Below are 17,772 nucleotides of genomic sequence, written 5' to 3' on the forward strand. Positions count from 1 at the left end.
AAACCTGAGATGCGAAAAATCCACACGTTGGCCATCCGCTATTCCCTTGGTAGCGCTCATGCAGCCGATCCAGTTGTGACCAGCGAAAAAGTGCTTGGTGTGGTGATTCCGCTCAGAGGACCGCAGAGCATCATCGGCAATCCGCCGCTCCAGACGCTGTTCAATATCGGTGTGACCTATTCCACGAGGTCGCTGCGAGCATGAAACATCTGGTGATTTCTCAAGAACTGCAGAGCACCAAGTTTGGACTGGTCTGCCAGAAGGATAGTCTCGGCACTGAGCTCCAATGTGAACACGCCCAAGCCGTGAAGGAACAGTGCATCGGCAGGCGAGCCGCACAGCCCCACAAGCACTTGAGCGCGGACGAATTAAAGCCATTGATTCGATACCCGCAGACCCAACATGTCGGCGCGCAACTCGTGGAAGCGACCCTGGTCGCCTGTGGCAACAACCCGTCGCGGGCCTGCGTGGTCGAGAAGTTGCGGCAAACGAAAAATTTCAACCGCGACGGGATCATGGCGCCGCTCACGTTTGGACCCAATATCCACCAGTCCGGCACGCGCCCCATCCTGCTGAAGGCTAACGTGACCACTGGCAAGTTCGAACGTGCATTCGATTTTCTCGTCGAGCAATGAGCTCCATCCACGTCTCACCCATTGATAGAGGAGTACCTTTCATGATTCAAAAACTCAACAGACTCGCGGTCGCCAGCCTGATCGGCATTGCGGTCGGCCTTGCCGCAACACCGGTAGCAGCGGAGCCTGGCGTGACCGACACCAAGATCGTTCTCGGCTCGGTGACGCCCGTCAGCGGCCCGCCAAGCCTGCTGGGCAAGGCCCATATGCTCGCCTTGAGGGTGTGGGAACAAGACGTTAACGCTCGCGGAGGCATCAACGGCCGCAAGGTGGATATCCGCCAGGACGACGACGGCTACGTGCCACAGCGCGCCTTGCAAGGCGTCAAGAAACTGGTCGAGGTCGAGAACATCTTCGGGCTCGTCGGCACCTCGGGGTCGGCGATGTTGCAGGCGATGCTTCCCTACATCAACGAGCAGCAGATCCCGACGATCAACGCCATGGCGGTGGCGGCAGCGCATTTCACGCCACCCAACAAGACCGTGTTCGTGGTCGGGCCCACCTATTGCCAGGAGGTCAGCACCGCGATGAAGTCCATGGTGACGAGCAGGAAGCTGCAGAAGGAGAAGTTCGCGATCGTCTACCAGGACGACGAGTTCGGCAGCGACGTGCGTTGTGGCTACCAGAAGGCCGTCAAGGAACTCGGACTCAACAGCGTGTCCGATATCTCCTTCAAACGCGGCACCAAGGATTTCTCGGCCGAGATGCTCAGCCTGAAGCAGGCCGGAGCGACCTTCCTCTTGTCGGGTGGCGTGGTGGCCGAGCACTCCATGCTGATGAAGGAAGCTGCCAAAAACCAGATGCCGCTGACCATTCTGGCGGTGCACTCGGCCCATCTGACCCCGGTGCAGGCGCTCGCCGGCGCCGCGGGAGATGGCTACTTCGTCGCCGACTACGTGCCGCCTCTGACAGACCTGTCTGTCCCGGGGATGGCCAAGTTCATGGGACTGGCCCAGAAGTACCTTTCATCAGACGAGCTGAAATCGCTCAACCGCTACTCGATCACGGCCTACGTTGGCGCGCTGTTGATGGAAGATGCCATCAAACGCTGTGGCAAGGCATTGACGCGCGCCTGCGTGGTCGACAAGCTCGAAGCGACAAAAAACTTCAGCACCGATGGCCTGGCATCACCGATCAGCTTCGCGCCCGGAGTTCGCCACTCGCCAAGCAGTATTCTGGTATTGCGCTCAGATGCCAAGAACGCCCGATTCGAGCGTGCATCCGAGCCCCTGCCGGTGCTTGACTGATACCTGCGTCGCCATTGACCTGTCCTCATATGCCGGTATTCCAAAAAGTTCTGATCGCCAACCGGGGGGAAATCGCGCTGCGGATTCACCGCAGTCTGAAGGCCATGGGGCTTTCCACCGTGGTTGCTCACCATGCGGTGGATGCCGGTAGTCCGGCTGTACTCGAAGCCGACCAGGTCGTCGAGCTGCACGGTGCGACGCCGGTGGCAGCCTACCTCGACATCGCCCAAATCGTCGAAGCTTGCCGCAGCACGGGGGCGCAGGCGGTACACCCCGGCTACGGCTTCTTGTCCGAGAACGCGGATTTTGCCCGTGCTCTGATGCAGGCAGGCATCGTGTTCATCGGGCCGCGTGCCGACACCATTGAGCTGATGGGTGACAAGGTGCGTGCCCGCAACTTTGTGGCCGAACGCGGATTTCCCGTCGCGCCTGGCGCGATCGAGGACGAGGACCCGGCGACTTTTCTCGAACGCGCCCGCCAGGTGGGCTCTCCGCTGCTGATCAAGCCTTCGGCAGGTGGTGGCGGCAAGGGCATGCGCATCGTGCGCGACCTGGCCCAGCTCGAGGCCGAGGTTGCCACCGCGCGCCGCGAGGGCGAGCGCTACTTTGGCGACGGCCGCCTGTTCGTCGAACGCTACGTCGAGCGCCCGCGCCACATCGAGGTGCAGGTGCTGGGCGATGAATTCGGCCAGGTTGTCCACCTGTGGGAACGCGAATGTTCGGTGCAGCGGCGCTTCCAGAAGATCATCGAGGAAACCCCCTCGCCCGCGCTGACCGGCAAGCAGCGGCTCGATATCTGCGAGGCTGCGGCGGGCATTGCCCGCGCATGCGGCTACCGCGGCGCCGGCACGGTTGAATTCATCTATGGCGCCGGTGGCGAGTTCTATTTTCTGGAGATGAACACGCGGTTGCAGGTCGAGCACCCGGTGACCGAGATGGTCACGGGCATCGACCTGGTGCGCGAGCAGGTGCGGGTGGCGCGCGGCGAGCCACTGGCCTTCGCCCAGTCCGATATCGCGCAGCAAGGCCATGCCATTGAGTGCCGGCTCTATGCCGAGGACGCGGCGCATGACTTCCGCCCGGCCATCGGCAAAATCCTGCGCTGGCAAGCGCCTGCGGGGCCTGGCGTGCGCGTCGACTCAGGCGTGCGCGAAGGCCAGGCCGTGACCGCCGCCTTTGACCCGATGATCGCCAAAATCATCTGCCACGGCGCCACGCGCGACGAGGCCATCGCGCGTTCAGTGCACGCGCTGCAGGACACCGTGCTGTTGGGCCTGACCACCAATGCGCGCTACCTGACCCGTGTTCTGCTGCACCCCGAATTCATGGAAGGCCGAGCCGACACCGGCATGCTGACGCGCTGCGCCGACGAGCTGCGCGCCCCACCTCAGAGCGAGGCCGACACCGACATGGCCATCGTCGCGGCCGTGCTGTCTGATCGCGAGTTGCTGCGCTCGGTGCGCAGCGTGCCCTCGATGCATGCCGCAATGGGTGCCTGGAGGAATTGACGATGCGCCGACGCTACCTGATAGACGGACAAACCCATGACGTTGTGGTAACCCGCAGCATCCATGGAGGATTTTCCATTGTGCGAGACGGTCGTCGCATTGACGCGCGCGCCGAAGGACTGCCCGACGGCCGCCAGCGCTTCCACATCGACGGACAGGAACACGCTGTCTGGGTCGCTTGCAGTGAAAAGTCGGCTTTCTTGCACAGCAACCTCAGCGGCGCCATCGAGATCGAGACGGTGGACGCCGCGGGTGGTGCCGGACAAGCCCGCACCGGCGCGTCCGACACACTGGTCGCACCGATGCCCGGGACCGTCATCGCCGTCCAGGTGTGCGAGGGCGACATGGTGAACGCCGGCCAGCCGCTGATGGTGATCGAGAGCATGAAGCTCGAAACCACGCTGTTCGCGCCCCGCGAGGCGCGCATACAGGCCGTGCATTTTGGCGTTGGCGCCACCTTCGGCCTCAAGGCAATTTTGTTGACGCTGGCCGACGCCTGAGCCCCAACACGTTTGACTCACACCATGAAACGTATCGAATCCCGCATCGACACTTCGTCCCCGGCGTACCGTGGCAACTACAAGGCAATGACAGCCATTGTCGCGAAGTACCGTGAGCGCATGCAGATCACCCGCCACCAGCGCCCGGCGCACGAGATCAAGCGTGTGCGCGATCAGGGCAAGCTGCTGGTGCGCGAGCGCCTGGATCTGCTGCTCGACCCCGGCACGCCCTTCCTCGAATTCTCGGCCCTGGCTGCCTGCGATGACTACAACGGCGAGGTCCCGGGCGCCAACGTCGTCACCGGCCTGGGTGTGGTCAGTGGCCGTGAAGTGCTGATCCACGCCGACGACTCCAGCGTCAAGGGCGGCGTCTGGTACACCCTGACGCCGCGCAAGCTCAGCCGCCTGCTCGACATCGCGCTGGAAAACCATTTGCCGGTGATCCACCTGTGCGACAGCGGCGGCGCCTTTCTCGAAGAACTCTCGGGCGTGTACATCGAGGGCGGCAAGGTTTTCCGCAACCAGTGCCTGCTGTCGAAAGCCAACGTACCGCAGGTCGCCATCGTTTTCGGCCACTGCACGGCCGGCGGCGCCTACATTCCGGCGCTGTGCGACTACAGCATCATCGTGCGTGGCACCGGCGGGGTGTTCCTGGGCGGCCCGCCGCTGGTCAAGGCTGCCACCGGCGAGGAGCACACCGCTGACGAGATCGGCGGCTGCGACCTGCACACCCAGGTTTCAGGCACGGTGGACTATCCAGCCGACAGCGAAGCGCATGCGTTTGAAATCTGCCGCGAGATCGTGGCCCAGTTCAAGCCGCCGACGCGCAGCTTCCTGCCCGAGCGCGAGCCCGAGGCGCCCTACTACGACCCGGACGAAATCCATGGCATCGTTTCGCCCGACCATAAGGTTCAGTTCGATCAGCGCGAGCTCATTGCCCGCATCGTTGATGGCAGCCGTTTCCACGAATACCAGCCGGCCTACGGCACCACGCTGATCTGTGGCTACGCCTACATCTGGGGCTACCGCGTGGGCATCCTGGCCAACAACGGCGTGCTGTTCAGCGACAGCTCCAAGAAAGCGGCGCACTTCATCTCGCTGTGCAACCAGAACCGCACGCCACTGCTGTTTCTCCAAAACACCACCGGCTACATGATAGGCCGCAGCTACGAAATGGAAGGCATCACCAAGGACGGCGCAAAAATGCTGATGGCCCAGGCTGGCAGTGAGGTACCCAAGTTCACGGTCATCACCAGCGCCGCCTTCGGCGCCGGCTACTACGGCATGTGCGGCCGTGCCTGGGACCCGCGCATGCTCTGGGCCTGGCCCAACGTGCATATGGGCGTGATGGGGCCAGAGCAGGCGGCAAACACCCTGGCCGACGTAAAAATCGCACAGTTGCGGCGCAAGGGGAACGAACCCGACGCGGATGAAATGAAGGCACTGCGGCAACGGGTCTACGAAAAGGCGGAGCGCGAGTCCAACGCCTATTTCGGCACCTCGCGCCTGTGGGACGATGGACTGTTGGCGCCAGTCGATACCCGCAATGCGCTGGGCATGGCCCTGTCAGCGGCATCGCACGCGCCCATCGCCGATCCGCGCTACGGTATCTTCCGTTTCTAAAGGCGCGCCCCATGACCGAACCCACTCCCTTCGGATTCGACGACGAGGCCCTCGCCGCCCGTCCCACCGTCTACCAGCCAAGACTCTTCGCCGGGCAGGTGGCCATCGTCAGCGGCGCTGGCAGCGGCATCGGCAAGGCGATTGCCTTCCTCTACGCACGGCTCGGTGCCCGGCTCGTGATCTGCGGTCGAGACCCGGCCAAACTCGAATCCTGCGCCGAGTGGTTGCGCCGGCTGGGCAGCCCCGACGTTCTGGTGCAAGTCACCAACATTCGCGAGCCCGAGCAGGTCGAACAGTTGATCGACGTTGTCTGGCGGCACTTTGGCCGCGTTGACGTACTGGTCAACAATGCCGGCGGGCAGTTTCCGCAGCGGGCGCTGGACTACAGCGTCAAGGGCTGGAAAGCGGTGATCGACACCAACCTCAACGGCACCTGGTACATGATGCAGGCACTGGCCCGCCGCTGGCGGGACACCGGCACCCAGGGCAACATCGTCAACATCGTCGCCACCTTCCAGCGCGGCATGCCGGGCGTGGCCCACACCTGCGCCGCGCGCGCCGCGGTCACCTACCTGTCCAAGACGGTCGCGGTGGAGTGGGCGCAATACGGCATCCGGGTCAACTGCATCGCACCAGGCGCGATTGCCAGCACGGGCTTCCGGCAGTATTCACCCGAGGCGGTGAAAGCCTTCGCCGGAGCCAACCCGATGAAGCATGTCGGCGACGTGCAGGACGTCGCCGAAGCCGTGGTGTACCTCAGCGCGCCCAGCGGCAAGTTCATCACGGGCGAGCTGCTCACGGTGGATGGCGGCGGTGTGCTCTGGGGCGAGGCCTGGACCATCGCCAAACCCGACTACTTCAAGGTGAGCACATGAATTCGGCCGCCACACAACACCCCAGGTTCGGCCCGGGCGACGAAGCCCTGGCCGCGTTGCCCACGGTTTATCGCGACGACCTTTTCGCCGGCAAGGTGGTGCTGGTATCGGGCGCCGGCAGCGGCATCGGCAAGGCCATCGCCTTCCTGTTTGCGCGACTTGGCGCCACGGTTGCCCTTTGCGGGCGCAAGGCCGACAAGCTTGAGGACTGCGCCGAAAAACTGCGGGCGCTTTCGGGCCGCGAGGTGTTCATCTACCCCATGACGATCCGCGACCCCGAGCAGGTGGACGCCCTGCTGGCCGCGGTCTGGGAGCGTTTCGGTGGCATCGACGTGCTGGTCAACAATGCTGGCGGCCAGTTCGCCGCCCATGCGATGGACTTCACCGTCAAAGGCTGGAACGCCGTGATCGACACCAACCTGAACGGCACCTGGTACATGATGCAAGGTGCGGCCAAGCGTTGGGTGGAGCAGGGTCGGCCCGGCAACATCGTCAACATCACCGCCGCCATCGACCGCGGCCTCACAGGCATGGCGCACACCACCGCTTCGCGCGCCGGCGTGATCGCGCTGTCGCGCACGCTGGCCATCGAGTGGGCCGAACACGGCATCCGCCTCAACTGCATCGGCGCCGGAGCCATCGAAAGCAACGGCTTCAACAATTACCGGGAAGAAAACGTTGCCACCTTTTATTCCTGCAACCCGATGAAACGCGCCGGCGACGTGCAGGACATCGCCGAAGCGGTGGTGTACCTGGCGGGGCCATCCGGCAAATTCATCACCGGCGAGGTGCTCAATGTCGAGGGCGGAATGCTGTTGTGGGGTGAGTTCTGGCCTGCCGGCAAGCCGGACTATTTCAAAGTGGAACCCACTTGAGCGCGCAAGACCCTTCTGCGCCGGCAAGTTACTTCCACGGGCCGTTTCAGCAGCTCGTGGGATACGACATCCTGCACAACGAGCGCGGCCTGTATTTCCAGCTGCCGATCCGGCGCGACCACCTCAACCCCCACGGCGTGCTGCACGGCGGCGTGCCCTTGACTTTACTCGATGCGGTCGGGGGCAGATCGCTGATTGACCGGCCCATCCCTGGCAGCGGCCAGCTTATACAGTCGTCCGTGACGGTCACGCTCACCGTGGATTTCATGCGTGCGGTCAACGCGGGGATTCTATTTGCATCGGCAACGCCAGACCACATCGGCAAGACACTGGCCTACGTCTCCGTGAAAGTAACGCTCGATGCACTCGACGGTGACATCGTTTCGCGCGGCATCGGCACCTACCGCATCTATACCAAGTCGCTGGTCAAAAGCATCTGATCGGTGACGCCCTCGCCCAGCACCTGGCCGGGCCCCGGCGGCGGGAGTTCGACTTCGATCATTTCCAGGGGCGACTCTGCGCATAAGGCGCGGGAGCGCCGGTGCGCATCAGAAGGCAGTACGAACTTTCTTTCAGCCAATCCCGTCATGAAAAGCCGTTGATTGGCCGCTCCCTGAATTTGGGTGCCTCCCTTGGTTGGAAATTCTGTTGCTTGTGCAAGAACGCCGACCGCAGGGAACCGGCCGACGCCCCGAAGGTTTCCGCCAGCAAGGTTTGCGGTTGGAGGGGATTAGTTGGCGGTGTACCCGCCATCGACCACCAGTTCCGCGCCGTGCACAAAGGACGATTCGTCGGACGCGAGGAAGAGCACCGCCTGCGACACCTCGATCGGCTTGGCGGGACGTTTGAGCAGCGTCGGCCCGAGAACGGCCGCACGCATCTCCGGGGTGGACAGCAGATCCTTCGTCATGGCCGTCTCGATCACACCCGGATGCACCGAGTTGACGCGGATGTTGAAGGGCGCCAGGTCCACCGCGCAGGACTTGGTGAACAGGCGGACCGCCCCCTTCGAGGCCTCATAAGCACTGGCGCTGGGGGCGCCGACCAGGCCGTAAATCGACGAGATGTTGATGATGTTGCCCCCACCGTTCCTTTGCATGGCCGGGATCACGGCGCGCGTGCCGATGAAGACGCCGCGCACGTTGACGTCGAAGATGCGATCCCACTCCTCGCTGGTGGTGTCCTGCACGGGCTTGAGGATCAGGATGCCGGCATTGTTGATCAGGACGTCGATGCGGCCCGCGCGTTCGACGATCCGGCTCACCGCGGCGTTCCAGTCCGCTTCCTTCGTGACGTTGAGCGAAATGAAATCGGCCTTGCCGCCATTTTTTCGAATACCGTCCACCGTGGCCTGGCCTTTGGCCGCATCCATGTCGGCAACAAACACCCAGGCACCCTGCGAGGCGAGCAATTCGCAGTGCGACTGCCCCATGCCCATGGCGCCGCCGGTGACGAGAATGACTTTGTCCTGTACACGTTTCATGATCTCTACTTGGTTGATATGGCGAAAATGCCTTACTGCAACTTGAAACCCTGGTAGCCCTGGTTCTTGACCTCGCTGAGCCGATGCCGGTAGGCACCGAGACCGGCCATGTAGAAGTACACGGTGGTGGTCTTGCCGGGGATGTCCGCGGTCAGCTCGCCCGGAATCCACAGCGGCAATTGTTCTGATGTGATCAATTCGCTCATTGGTTCCCTCGCTTCGGTTGCGACAGCTACTTACTGTCTCACCTTTGTGAATCTTGCCTTTGGTCATGCATCAGCCTCCGGCACCCGGACGCCGTGGCGCTCGGGTGGCGTCGCGCGACACCGCTCAATGCACATGCTCATCAGGCGGCGGCAGGATCGCCGGCTCGCGGTGGATCTGTTCGATCTGGCGCTGCAGGAACTGCAGGTCGCGCCACGCGTCATTTTGCTCCTCGCCATCTTGCGGCAGCCAGCGCGCACGCACATAGCCGAAGCGGTCGATCAGCAGCTCCATGTGCGGCGGGACCTCCCCCAGCACGGTCTTGCCGGCGTTGCCCAGCGTGCGCCTGAACAACAAGTAGGCAGCCGCTGCCTCCTGCGCCCCGTCCGTCACCAGCGGAAACGGCAACCGAACGGACGGCGGCTTCGTTCCCGGCAGCGCGATGGACAGCACCTCCGTGTCGCGCGCTCTTAGCTGAGGATAAGCACTCGCCAGTTTGCCGAGGCGCTGCTCCGAAAAGGGCAAGGAGTAAAAAACCAGCAACACGGCCTTGTTCTCCCTCTCTTCATTGAGCAGCGGCGTGGGGTTGGACTGGCAGATCCCCGACTCCCGCGACACAGCCTTGCTCTCCTTGTTCTCCCGGTAAGTCTTGAGCGAACCCGTTTGCTCGAACTGATCCACGAAGTCGAAGTCGGGTGGGCCGAGCCAGGGCTGGCCGGGCACGATCTGTGGCGTCAGGATGCGGGCCTGAAACCCGGCGGAGAAGGCGCGCAGGAAGTTCACGACGTCCCAGCGCTGCTCGGGCGTCATCTCCTGGGCGAAGCCGGGCATGGCGGTTTGCGGCTTGCCGTGGGTCAGCCACCAGAACAGGTCGCCGGCCGTGTGCAGCGCTGTATGCGGCTCGGTGAGGTCCACAGGCTTGGCGGGCAGGCGGGCCGCCAGCGGCCCGTCCCCCTTGCCTCCCGCACCGTGGCAGCTGATGCAGTGCCGGGAGAACAGCGCCGCACCGCGCGCCACCGACACCGCGTTGTAGCTGATATCGGTGCGCCGGTAGGTGTCGGGGTAGGCAGGCACCGACAGCGTGTGCAGCCCAAAGACCAGCCCCGCGACAGTTGCCAGCGCGGCAGCCCCCAGACGGATACGGCGCCCCCCCGGGGTCACATTGCCGCCAGCGCCCGACCAGGCGGTATGCCACAGCACGGCCAGCCCCCCGAGCGCCAGCAGTGCGGCCCCCGCGACCTTGAGCGCCACCCCCTTCTGGCCCCAGTTGGCCGCGATCGACAAGCGAAACGGCAGCGGCCAGACCATCTGGTCATGGGCCGCGGGCAGCGTGCCAGTCAGCCCGGCCGCAAAAACAAGGATCAGCATCACGATGCCGAGCTCAACCCTGAGCAGACCAGCCACCGCGCGCCACACGCCGCCCTGCCCGTGCGCGCCGCTGCCCAGGCGGGGCATCCAGACCCAGCGAATCCGCGCCGCCAACAGCAGCACCAGCGCCAGCAGCACCAGCTTGGCCAGCACCTGCAGGCCGAACGGGGTGCTCAGCAAGGGCGCGAAGCTGCGTTCGATCACCGTCATCAGGCCGCCCAAGAGGTCATCGCTGCGGGCCGGCCAACGCGTGGGTGCGCCAAACTGCAAATAGGTGATGAGCAGGCCGGAGGCAACGATCAGGGCCACACAAATGGTGGCCAGCAGCGAGAAGCGGCGCAGCAGCAAGGCAAACATCGGGCGCCAAAGGGGATCGTGTCCGCTGGCCGCCAGGTACACGCCGTAGGCCAGTGCCGGCAGCGCGCCGGCCCAGGCGCCTGCTGCCAGCAGGTGCAGCGCATGGCCGGTTCCTGCCAGCCAGACCGGCTCGGTCGCGGCACCGTGCCCGGAAAATGCGGCGCTCGCATTCATCGCCACCGCCAGGCCCAGCAGCGCCACCGTGACGGCCCGCTCACCGAACCGGGTGAACAGGGGTTCGCGTGCGAGCAAGAGCAGCAGCATGAGCAAGGCGATGGCCTGCCGCACCTGCCAGACCGCGCCGTAGCGGGTCCGCTCCAGCAGCCGCAGCCATTCGGCCCCTTCAAAGACGGCTTCGCCGCGGCCGCTGACCGAGGCCGCCTGCAGCATCAGCAGACCGACAGCGGCGACCAGCGACAGGGCCAACAACCAGGGCGCGACCGCCATGACAACACGTCGCCAACGTGTGGCCGCCGGGCTGGTGTGATCTGCAGGAGCCAGCAGCAGCAGCGCAAAGCCGCCGAGCAGCACCACGCCGCTGGTCAGCTGCAGCCAGCGCAGCATGGTGCCGAGCCATTCCATCTACTTGCCGGCGCCGCCGCTCTCGACGCTGAAGGTATAGCCATAGTCGACGGTGTGGCCATCGACCGAGAGCACCCGGTATTTCACGGTATAGGCACCCGGCACGAGCACGGGCAAGGGCAGGACCAGCAGTTTGGGGTCGTCCTTGTCCACCTGGGCCTTCGACGTTGCGACCGGACCGGCGCCGTCCCTGATCACGCTGATCGTTGCGTACGCGGGCTCCAGCCGCTCGTTGAACCACAGCCGCACCTGCGGCGGCGGCTTCGATAGCGTGGCTCGGCGCGCCGGCTCCGACTTGACCAGCGCCGCATGCGCCCAGGCTGCGCTGGTGCCGGCCAGGGCCAGCACCGCGACGAGACACGAAGCCATCTCGCGCCGGGCGTTCACTCTGCGCGCACCCAGGTTTGCGAGCGCCCTAGCATTGGCACACCGATATAGCCTCGAACCTCGAGCTTCTTGCCCCCGTCGGCGGGCCGCAGACGCAGCCGGTAGGTCGCCCCGTTCTCTGGGTCGAGCACCTCTCCGCCGTCCCACAGCGTGACATCCTCGGCATTGCGCTTGATGCCGCGAATAATCATCATCCCGACCACCGCTTTGTCCTTGCGCTCATCGGTGCATTTCGCGCAGACGGTCGCCGCCTTCGGGTCTAGCAGCTTTTCTATGGTGCCACTGATCACGCCAGCCGATTCGCTGATGCGGATCAATGTCTTTACGGTCTTGCCGTCGTCGTCAATCGTCTTCCAGAGCCCGACGGGTGTGTCCTGCGCAAAAGCAGGAACGGCTACCCAAGCAAGTAAAGCGATAGCGAGTGCGCTTTTCAATGTTTTTTCGATTTCCATGAGGTTTTCTTTCATTGTGGGTAATCGGGAAACGACTCCATTGGCCGACGGCGCTATTGCTTTGCTGACTATTTGCACCCGTATCCATTGATCTCAGGGACGATCTGACTGTATGTTTATGGCTTGACCTTGCCCCGATTCGGAACGACCACCACACTTACCTTCTGTACCGATGATTCGATGGTCTTGTGGGATGCATCGGACCAGTACACGCTGATGACGTGCGCGCCCGCTTCGAGCGGCAGGTCAAAAACGTAGCGGTAGCGGTTCTTGCCCACGCGCGCGAGTTCCCTCATCGTCGGCATCAGCGAGGTGCCATCGATGTCAACGTGCAGGTGAACGCCAACGGTCTTGGCGCCCATCGTCATCTGCTCCAGATCGGCGCCGGTCTCGAATTCGACCTTGATGTCGGGGCCGAGCTGCGCCCCGGCAAGCGGCGACACGATGCGCAGCGATGGCAAGGCCTTCACGTCCAGCGCCTCGCCTTTGCGGACACTCCCACTGGCGCCATGGCCATGGTGCGCGTGCTCTCCCGCCACGGCCACCGTTGCGCCCAGCGCCCCGATCAGGGCAGCGAGACAGACCTTGCGAACACCCAGCTTCGATTTCATCGTTGACTCCTTGTATTCTGACCAAGCATGGCAAGCGACCGGGCACGAAAGCTCTGCAAGAACCGTCGGCCCGTCATCCGCTGCGCGCATGCAAGCCTGCACAGCGACTTCCGCTCCTCGGCGGTGCGTGCGCTGACGCACTCGCACTCGCACATGGACACCCGTGGCATTCCTTCGCGCCAACGGTCATTTCTGGGGACGTATCGCGTCTGCCGTTCCCTGGATGAAGGCCTTGATCTTCTCCACCTCGTCCGCGCTCAGTTTGCCCGTGAAGTCAGGCATGCCCCGGCTCATGGCCGGACCCTTGAAGACGAACTTGTCCAGGTTCTCGATATAGGCGGCCCCGATGTAGCCCAGGTTGGGAATGCTGCCGCCGCGGTCAACACCCGGCACGCCGTGGCAAAGCACGCAATTGCTGACATACAGCGCGGTGCCGGCCGGCACCTGGGCCGGGTCGTATTTCACGCCAGCCACCAGCTCTTCCATGCGGTACTTCACGAACTCGGGCATCGGCGCCTTGCCGCCGACCGCGAAGGTATACACCGTGCCCGGTCCCTGCCGGTCGGTGGCGCGTCTGTCCAATCCATATGAGCCGCCCCAGCCTACCGCAATCGACACATACTGCTTGCCGTCCACCAGGTAGGTGGATGGCGCAGCCACCACGCCGGTTCCGGTGGGTGATTCCCAGAGCTTCTCGCCGTTGCGCGCGTTGAAGGCAATGAAGCGGCCGTCGGCCGTGCCTTGGAACACCAGATCGCCCGCGGTGGTCAGCGTGCCGCCGTTCCACGGCGACACATGCTCCTGCGTCCAGGCAGCCTTCTGCTGCACCGGATCCCAGGCGATCAGCCTGCCGAACGGGGCACTCTTGGGTGGCTCGACGTTGGCAAATGTCGCTATGTTCCAGCCCGTGTTGCTTTGCGGTTCGCCCGGACGCACGCCGTTGAACGTCCAGTCCTTGTTGTCCATCAGCGTGAGCGGCACACTCTGCGCCGGCAAGTAGGCCAGCCCGGTCTGCGGGTTGAATGACATCGAATGCCAGTTGTGTGCACCTAAGGCGCTGGGAATGATCTCGCGCGGCCGGTCAGCCACGCGCGCAATGGGCGTTTCGATCGGGCGTCCGTCCTTGTCATAGCCGCTGGCCCAGTTCACGTCAACGAAATTCTTCGCCGAGATGAACTTGCCGTTGGTGCGGTCGATCACGAAGAAGAAGCCGTTCTTCGGCGCATGCAGGATCACCTTGCGCGGCTTGCCGTCAATCTTCAGATCGGCCAGGATCATCGGCTGGGTCGAAGTGAAATCCCAGTTGTCGCCCGGGGTCTGCTGGTAGTGCCAGACGTACTTGCCGGTGTCGGGGTCGAGCGCGACGATGGATGCGAGATAAAGGTTGTCGCCGCCCGCGGGGCTGCGTTTGCTGCGGGCCCAGGGCGAGCCGTTGCCGGTGCCCACATACATCAGGTTGAGCTCGGGGTCGAAGGTCAGGGTGTCCCAGGCGGTGCCGCCACCCCCGGCTTCCCAGTACTTGCCACTGGGATCCCAGGTCTTGGCCGCCTTGGCCATGGACTCATCCTCGAACGGCTTGCTCGGATCGCCCGGTACCGTGAACCAGCGCCATTTCTGGTCACCGGTCTTGGCATCGTAGGCGGTGATGTAGCCGCGCACGCCGTATTCGGCACCACCGTTGCCAATGATGACTTTGCCCTTGAACACGCGCGGCGCACCAGTGATGGTGTAGCTGAACTTGCGATCAATGATGGTGTCTTTTTCCCAGACCTTTTTGCCGCTCGCCGCATCGAGCGCGATCAGGCGGCCGTCGAACGAACCGACATAGACCTTGCCTTCATACAGGGCGACGCCACGGTTGACCACATCGCAGCATCCTTTGTAGCCGATCTCGCGCGGCACCTTGGGATCAAAGGTCCAGATGCGCTTGCCGGTGCGCACATCGATCGCATGAACAATGCTCCACGAGGCGCTGACATACATGATGCCGTCCACCACCAGCGGTGTGGCCTCAACGCCGCGCGTCGATTCGAGGTTGTACGACCAGACCAGTCCCATGTCTTTTACGTTGGCGGTATTGATCTGGTTCAGGCGCGAGAAGCGGGTCTCGGCATAGTCCAGGCCGTAGCTGGGCCAGTCGTTGGTGCGCGCCTCGTTGGCGCGGATGAATGCGCCATCGACCTTCTTGGTCACGGCTGCAATGTGCGCCTTCGAGCCCTTCGCCGCCTCGGCCATGGCAGCCGGCGCTGCCATGGCGAGCAGCGAAACCACTGCGAACATCACGGCGATTGCGGGTCGTTTGGCGGCTTTCCCTTGACGGACGCCACCCACCGTATCGAAGCCATGCTTCATTGTGTCTCCTTTTTTCATGCTGTCTCCTTTTTGGTTTTGAGTCTTGAGGTATGTCCGTGATTCAGGTTCTGCGCCGCGGTCTGGTGAACCGGTACAGGAGCAGCGCCACGCCCATCAAGACCAGCGGAAATGGCAGGTACTTCCAATAATTGCGCACTCCGACCCGAAACGGAAACACCGAATGTTCGGTCTTTCCGGTGGCCGGGTCGGTCGCGCTGAGCAGTCCGATATACCATCCAGCTGCGCTGAAGCGGTGATCCAGCGTGACGGTGCCGCGCGGATAGGTCTTGGCCGGCAGCGCCACGACGGTCTCTGCCGCAATACGGCCCGCGTCACCGAGATCCTCGTAGCGCGCCATGGCCTCTTTCCCGCTGGCATCACGAAGTATCCGGAACTCCACCACGCGTTCGCGCAATGCGGGCTGGATGAAGTCAATCACCATCACCGCACGCCCGACCTCGGGAATGTCCTCGCAGAACTCCTGACTGGCCCGATGCTCGGGCTGGTAGCCGGCAAAATGGGCGTCAGCCGTCCTGCTATTGCCGACACGCAAGACGCACTTGTCGTCCTCCATGCCGACCCCGCCATGAGCCCAAGCGGATGCCGCGGCCACTGCAAGCAGCGCGGAACCCAGTATTCGGATCAAGCGCATCCTCAGTACCCCCCGAACAAGGGGATCATCGGCCCGCTGATTTCAACCGGATAGCGGCGCCCCTTGGCATCAAAGAAGAACAGCATGCCGGCCACCACCGCATCCGGGGACGAAATCATGGTCGTCATGCGCTGCGTCTCCCACATCGCGTCGTCGGCATAGATCACGATCTGCTGTGTTTTACCCGGCTGAATCGGCCCGCCTTCCACGCGCAGCGCGTCGGATGCCACCAGATCGTCCGCATCTCTGGGCTTGACCTGCTGCACCGCTGCATTGATGAAGCGCAGTCCCCCGGATGCAAACTCGCCGATGCTCAAGGGACTGCTCCCGTGATTGGTCACGGTGAGCGCAATGCGAAAGCTTCGTCCAGGGATGCGGTAGCGGGCATCATCCATGCGCACCATCACCGGCGAGGGCTCGCGCTCCAGGACGGCCGTGTCGACCTTGCCGGTCTGCAACGGCGTCGTGATCGGCCAGCGCTCGTTGGCATAGATGTATCCACCAACGATGAGCATCAGCGTGACCAGCAGGACCCCCAGCGCCACCATGCGATCGCGCGCGGTAATCATGTCGTCGGCATTCTCGCCCAGCGCGCTGACCCGCCGGAACCTCGGCATGATCAAGGGTATCTTGGTCAGCCAATAGCCAAACCAGAGCAAACCAAGCGCAATCCACGCCACCGACCAGCCAACGGAATGAGCGAAGCCGTAGGTCTCGAGGTCAAGCTCTTGCCCGAGCAACGTCTTGATGCTGTTCTGGAAGTCCGCCTGGGTACCCCCGACCTCGACCCACAGGCCGGGCCCGATCATGGGACCGGCGTCCTTGACGTTGACGATCGGATGCAGGTGGTAGCGCCCCGGTGTGCGCGCCTTCAGCGTGACCACGAAATCGTAACGCTCGCCCCGCTTGAACGTTGTGCTGCGGATGCCGGGCGTTCCGTTGATGCGCGTCTCCAGCCGAACGAAGGATGGCCCGGGTACACCGATATTGAGAAAGGCCGAGCCATCCTCGATGGAGGCAACGTGATGGGGCCAGGATTCGGACGGAATGAATCTGCCTTTGACCACCAATATCTCGTTGACGTCGAGCTTGGCCGTCGACAACTCGAGATCAAACCAATGCACGGTGCGCATGCGCAAGGCCGGCTGCTGGGCTTTTTCGCCATGGGCGTATGCCAACTGTGCCGAGAACGCAACCCCTACCACAATCAGCGTCTGAATGACTGCAAACAATTTTGTTATGAATTTCATGATTGTCCCTCGAATTAGACGACTTTCTGCAACCACTTGAGCCTGAAGGCGAGGGAGCCCACCCAGACCCAGAACCAGTACGCCATGACTGTCAAAAAGGCCGCAAACACCGCCGTCAGCGGCGTCACCGCATCACCGAACGTCCTCAAGGTGCTCTCCTCGATGATGCGCACGTATTCCGGCATGGCGGTGCGGATGTACTCGAAGCCCATCACGTCCGCCACGGTCATCAAGGTGCCCTGCATCTCGACGGGAACCATGTACGGCGCAAACAAGGGCCAGTTCAGCGGCCAGAGCAGCAAACCGGAAAGAAAACCCGCGAAGATTCCTGTGAAAAAGAAACTGCGCGTGAGCAGCAAGATGCAATCGATCATCAGACCAATGGCAATATGGGTGGACGGAACCACAAAATTCATCGGAAAACCGGCAAATTCATGGAAATTCAGGTAGCGGCTCACCCACGCCATCAGCGTGAATGCAAGAATGCTCAACGTGCCGCCCAGCGGCAGCCGCACCAAACGCCAGAAGGCATAGCCAAACACGGCAGGGAGCGTGACCATCACCAACGGTGTTATCAGTGGCCAATAGCGCCGGTCCCTCCAGTCCATCCAAAAATCCCAGTCGCCCACAAGCAAAGAAAACTGGAAGCTGAAAATAGCACCCAAAAGGACAACGAGCAGCGGAATGACCACCCAATCCACCTGAGCATCCACGCGCGCCAATTCCTGCGGGCTATCGATGGCTGATGTCGAAATAGACATGAAAAACTTTCAAAAACAAATATATGCAAAGGGGAAAATGCTCACCCCAC

19 protein-coding genes are annotated in these 17,772 nt (G+C 63.1%); 9 read left to right on the forward strand and 10 right to left on the reverse strand.

The annotated features are described in order from the left end of the window. The first annotated feature begins 9 nt into the window (after nt 1-9). The 9 genes from HPF_RS13105 to HPF_RS13145 all read left to right on the forward strand — a co-directional run bounded on the left by HPF_RS13105 (nt 10) and on the right by HPF_RS13145 (nt 7,703). Complete coding sequence (locus HPF_RS13105; RefSeq protein ID WP_133156843.1) at nt 10-204, forward strand: hypothetical protein; 195 nt, start codon at nt 10-12, stop codon at nt 202-204. Continuing rightward, a complete protein-coding gene (locus HPF_RS13110) occupies nt 201-635 on the forward strand; it encodes a hypothetical protein (protein ID WP_066786160.1) in 435 nt (144 codons plus the stop codon). Before HPF_RS13105 ends, HPF_RS13110 begins: the two co-directional genes overlap by 4 nt. A 41-nt stretch (nt 636-676) precedes the next feature. Continuing rightward, a complete protein-coding gene (locus tag HPF_RS13115) occupies nt 677-1,882 on the forward strand; it encodes an ABC transporter substrate-binding protein (RefSeq protein WP_060986781.1) in 1,206 nt (401 codons plus the stop codon). A 29-nt stretch (nt 1,883-1,911) separates the two neighbouring features. After that, nucleotides 1,912-3,390 (forward strand): acetyl-CoA carboxylase biotin carboxylase subunit, encoded by a 1,479-nt coding sequence (locus HPF_RS13120; RefSeq protein WP_133156844.1) that lies wholly within the window; start codon nt 1,912-1,914, stop codon nt 3,388-3,390. An 80-nt stretch (nt 3,391-3,470) separates the two neighbouring features. After that, nucleotides 3,471-3,890, forward strand: coding sequence for an acyl-CoA carboxylase biotin carboxyl carrier protein subunit (locus HPF_RS13125; protein ID WP_165961700.1), 420 nt, complete (start codon nt 3,471-3,473; stop codon nt 3,888-3,890). 24 nt (nt 3,891-3,914) lie between these two features. Continuing rightward, a complete protein-coding gene (locus HPF_RS13130) occupies nt 3,915-5,513 on the forward strand; it encodes an acyl-CoA carboxylase subunit beta (protein ID WP_066690443.1) in 1,599 nt (532 codons plus the stop codon). An 11-nt stretch (nt 5,514-5,524) separates the two neighbouring features. Next, the gene (locus HPF_RS13135) at nt 5,525-6,388 is read left to right on the forward strand and encodes an SDR family oxidoreductase (RefSeq protein WP_060986777.1); all 864 of its coding nucleotides are present in this window, start codon (nt 5,525-5,527) and stop codon (nt 6,386-6,388) included. After that, nucleotides 6,385-7,263 carry an SDR family oxidoreductase gene (locus tag HPF_RS13140; RefSeq protein ID WP_060986776.1) on the forward strand — a complete coding sequence of 293 codons (879 nt, stop codon included), beginning with the start codon at nt 6,385-6,387 and terminating at the stop codon, nt 7,261-7,263. Before HPF_RS13135 ends, HPF_RS13140 begins: the two co-directional genes overlap by 4 nt. Continuing rightward, entirely contained in the window at nt 7,260-7,703 is a 444-nt protein-coding gene (locus HPF_RS13145; RefSeq protein ID WP_060986775.1) for a PaaI family thioesterase, read from the forward strand. The genes HPF_RS13140 and HPF_RS13145 overlap by 4 nt, the downstream gene beginning before the upstream one ends. 290 nt (nt 7,704-7,993) lie before the next feature. On the opposite strand, the gene HPF_RS13150 is transcribed toward HPF_RS13145, so the two are convergent. The 10 genes from HPF_RS13150 to HPF_RS13190 form a co-directional block, all read right to left on the reverse strand. Beyond that, nucleotides 7,994-8,746 carry a glucose 1-dehydrogenase gene (locus HPF_RS13150; RefSeq protein ID WP_060986774.1) on the reverse strand — a complete coding sequence of 251 codons (753 nt, stop codon included), beginning with the start codon at nt 8,744-8,746 and terminating at the stop codon, nt 7,994-7,996. 32 nt (nt 8,747-8,778) lie between these two features. Then, nucleotides 8,779-8,952 (reverse strand): hypothetical protein, encoded by a 174-nt coding sequence (locus tag HPF_RS23660; RefSeq protein ID WP_156445181.1) that lies wholly within the window; start codon nt 8,950-8,952, stop codon nt 8,779-8,781. Between the two features lie 124 nt (nt 8,953-9,076). Beyond that, the gene (locus HPF_RS13155) at nt 9,077-11,257 is read right to left on the reverse strand and encodes a c-type cytochrome (RefSeq protein ID WP_066786158.1); all 2,181 of its coding nucleotides are present in this window, start codon (nt 11,255-11,257) and stop codon (nt 9,077-9,079) included. Continuing rightward, nucleotides 11,258-11,626: a copper resistance CopC family protein gene (locus HPF_RS13160; protein WP_060984658.1), complete on the reverse strand. Its 369-nt coding sequence runs from the start codon at nt 11,624-11,626 to the stop codon at nt 11,258-11,260. A 14-nt stretch (nt 11,627-11,640) separates the two neighbouring features. Continuing rightward, the gene (locus HPF_RS13165; RefSeq protein ID WP_243721579.1) at nt 11,641-12,096 is read right to left on the reverse strand and encodes a DUF2147 domain-containing protein; all 456 of its coding nucleotides are present in this window, start codon (nt 12,094-12,096) and stop codon (nt 11,641-11,643) included. 116 nt (nt 12,097-12,212) lie between these two features. Next, nucleotides 12,213-12,707: a hypothetical protein gene (locus HPF_RS13170; protein WP_060984654.1), complete on the reverse strand. Its 495-nt coding sequence runs from the start codon at nt 12,705-12,707 to the stop codon at nt 12,213-12,215. A 186-nt stretch (nt 12,708-12,893) separates the two neighbouring features. Further along, entirely contained in the window at nt 12,894-14,942 is a 2,049-nt protein-coding gene (locus HPF_RS13175; protein WP_243721779.1) for a PQQ-dependent dehydrogenase, methanol/ethanol family, read from the reverse strand. 178 nt (nt 14,943-15,120) lie between these two features. After that, nucleotides 15,121-15,633: a hypothetical protein gene (locus HPF_RS13180; RefSeq protein WP_133156845.1), complete on the reverse strand. Its 513-nt coding sequence runs from the start codon at nt 15,631-15,633 to the stop codon at nt 15,121-15,123. 80 nt (nt 15,634-15,713) lie between these two features. Continuing rightward, entirely contained in the window at nt 15,714-16,961 is a 1,248-nt protein-coding gene (gene amoB, locus HPF_RS13185; RefSeq protein ID WP_067512346.1) for a bacterial ammonia monooxygenase, subunit AmoB, read from the reverse strand. Nucleotides 16,962-16,975: 14 nt separating this feature from the next. Next, on the reverse strand, nt 16,976-17,722 hold the full coding sequence (locus tag HPF_RS13190) for a methane monooxygenase/ammonia monooxygenase subunit A (RefSeq protein WP_060984650.1): 747 nt from the start codon (nt 17,720-17,722) through the stop codon (nt 16,976-16,978). Nucleotides 17,723-17,772: the final 50 nt, after the last annotated feature.

This window comes from Hydrogenophaga pseudoflava (genome assembly GCF_004353865.1).
In the GTDB taxonomy this organism is placed as follows: domain Bacteria; phylum Pseudomonadota; class Gammaproteobacteria; order Burkholderiales; family Burkholderiaceae_C; genus Hydrogenophaga; species Hydrogenophaga pseudoflava.

Bases quoted from the DNA above. Each gene is read 5' to 3' on its own strand.
- HPF_RS13190 (WP_060984650.1), bottom strand. From the start codon at position 17,722: ATGTCTATTTCGACATCAGCCATCGATAGCCCGCAGGAATTGGCGCGC.
- HPF_RS13165 (WP_243721579.1), bottom strand. From the start codon at position 12,096: ATGGAAATCGAAAAAACATTGAAAAGCGCACTCGCTATCGCTTTACTT.
- amoB (WP_067512346.1), bottom strand. From the start codon at position 16,961: ATGAAATTCATAACAAAATTGTTTGCAGTCATTCAGACGCTGATTGTG.
- HPF_RS13175 (WP_243721779.1), bottom strand. From the start codon at position 14,942: ATGGCCGAGGCGGCGAAGGGCTCGAAGGCGCACATTGCAGCCGTGACC.
- HPF_RS13110 (WP_066786160.1), top strand. From the start codon at position 201: ATGAAACATCTGGTGATTTCTCAAGAACTGCAGAGCACCAAGTTTGGA.
- HPF_RS13170 (WP_060984654.1), bottom strand. From the start codon at position 12,707: ATGAAATCGAAGCTGGGTGTTCGCAAGGTCTGTCTCGCTGCCCTGATC.
- HPF_RS13120 (WP_133156844.1), top strand. From the start codon at position 1,912: ATGCCGGTATTCCAAAAAGTTCTGATCGCCAACCGGGGGGAAATCGCG.
- HPF_RS13135 (WP_060986777.1), top strand. From the start codon at position 5,525: ATGACCGAACCCACTCCCTTCGGATTCGACGACGAGGCCCTCGCCGCC.
- HPF_RS13140 (WP_060986776.1), top strand. From the start codon at position 6,385: ATGAATTCGGCCGCCACACAACACCCCAGGTTCGGCCCGGGCGACGAA.
- HPF_RS13180 (WP_133156845.1), bottom strand. From the start codon at position 15,633: ATGGAGGACGACAAGTGCGTCTTGCGTGTCGGCAATAGCAGGACGGCT.
- HPF_RS13115 (WP_060986781.1), top strand. From the start codon at position 677: ATGATTCAAAAACTCAACAGACTCGCGGTCGCCAGCCTGATCGGCATT.
- HPF_RS13105 (WP_133156843.1), top strand. From the start codon at position 10: ATGCGAAAAATCCACACGTTGGCCATCCGCTATTCCCTTGGTAGCGCT.
- HPF_RS13130 (WP_066690443.1), top strand. From the start codon at position 3,915: ATGAAACGTATCGAATCCCGCATCGACACTTCGTCCCCGGCGTACCGT.
- HPF_RS13150 (WP_060986774.1), bottom strand. From the start codon at position 8,746: ATGAAACGTGTACAGGACAAAGTCATTCTCGTCACCGGCGGCGCCATG.
- HPF_RS13160 (WP_060984658.1), bottom strand. From the start codon at position 11,626: ATGGCTTCGTGTCTCGTCGCGGTGCTGGCCCTGGCCGGCACCAGCGCA.
- HPF_RS13155 (WP_066786158.1), bottom strand. From the start codon at position 11,257: ATGGAATGGCTCGGCACCATGCTGCGCTGGCTGCAGCTGACCAGCGGC.
- HPF_RS23660 (WP_156445181.1), bottom strand. From the start codon at position 8,952: ATGAGCGAATTGATCACATCAGAACAATTGCCGCTGTGGATTCCGGGC.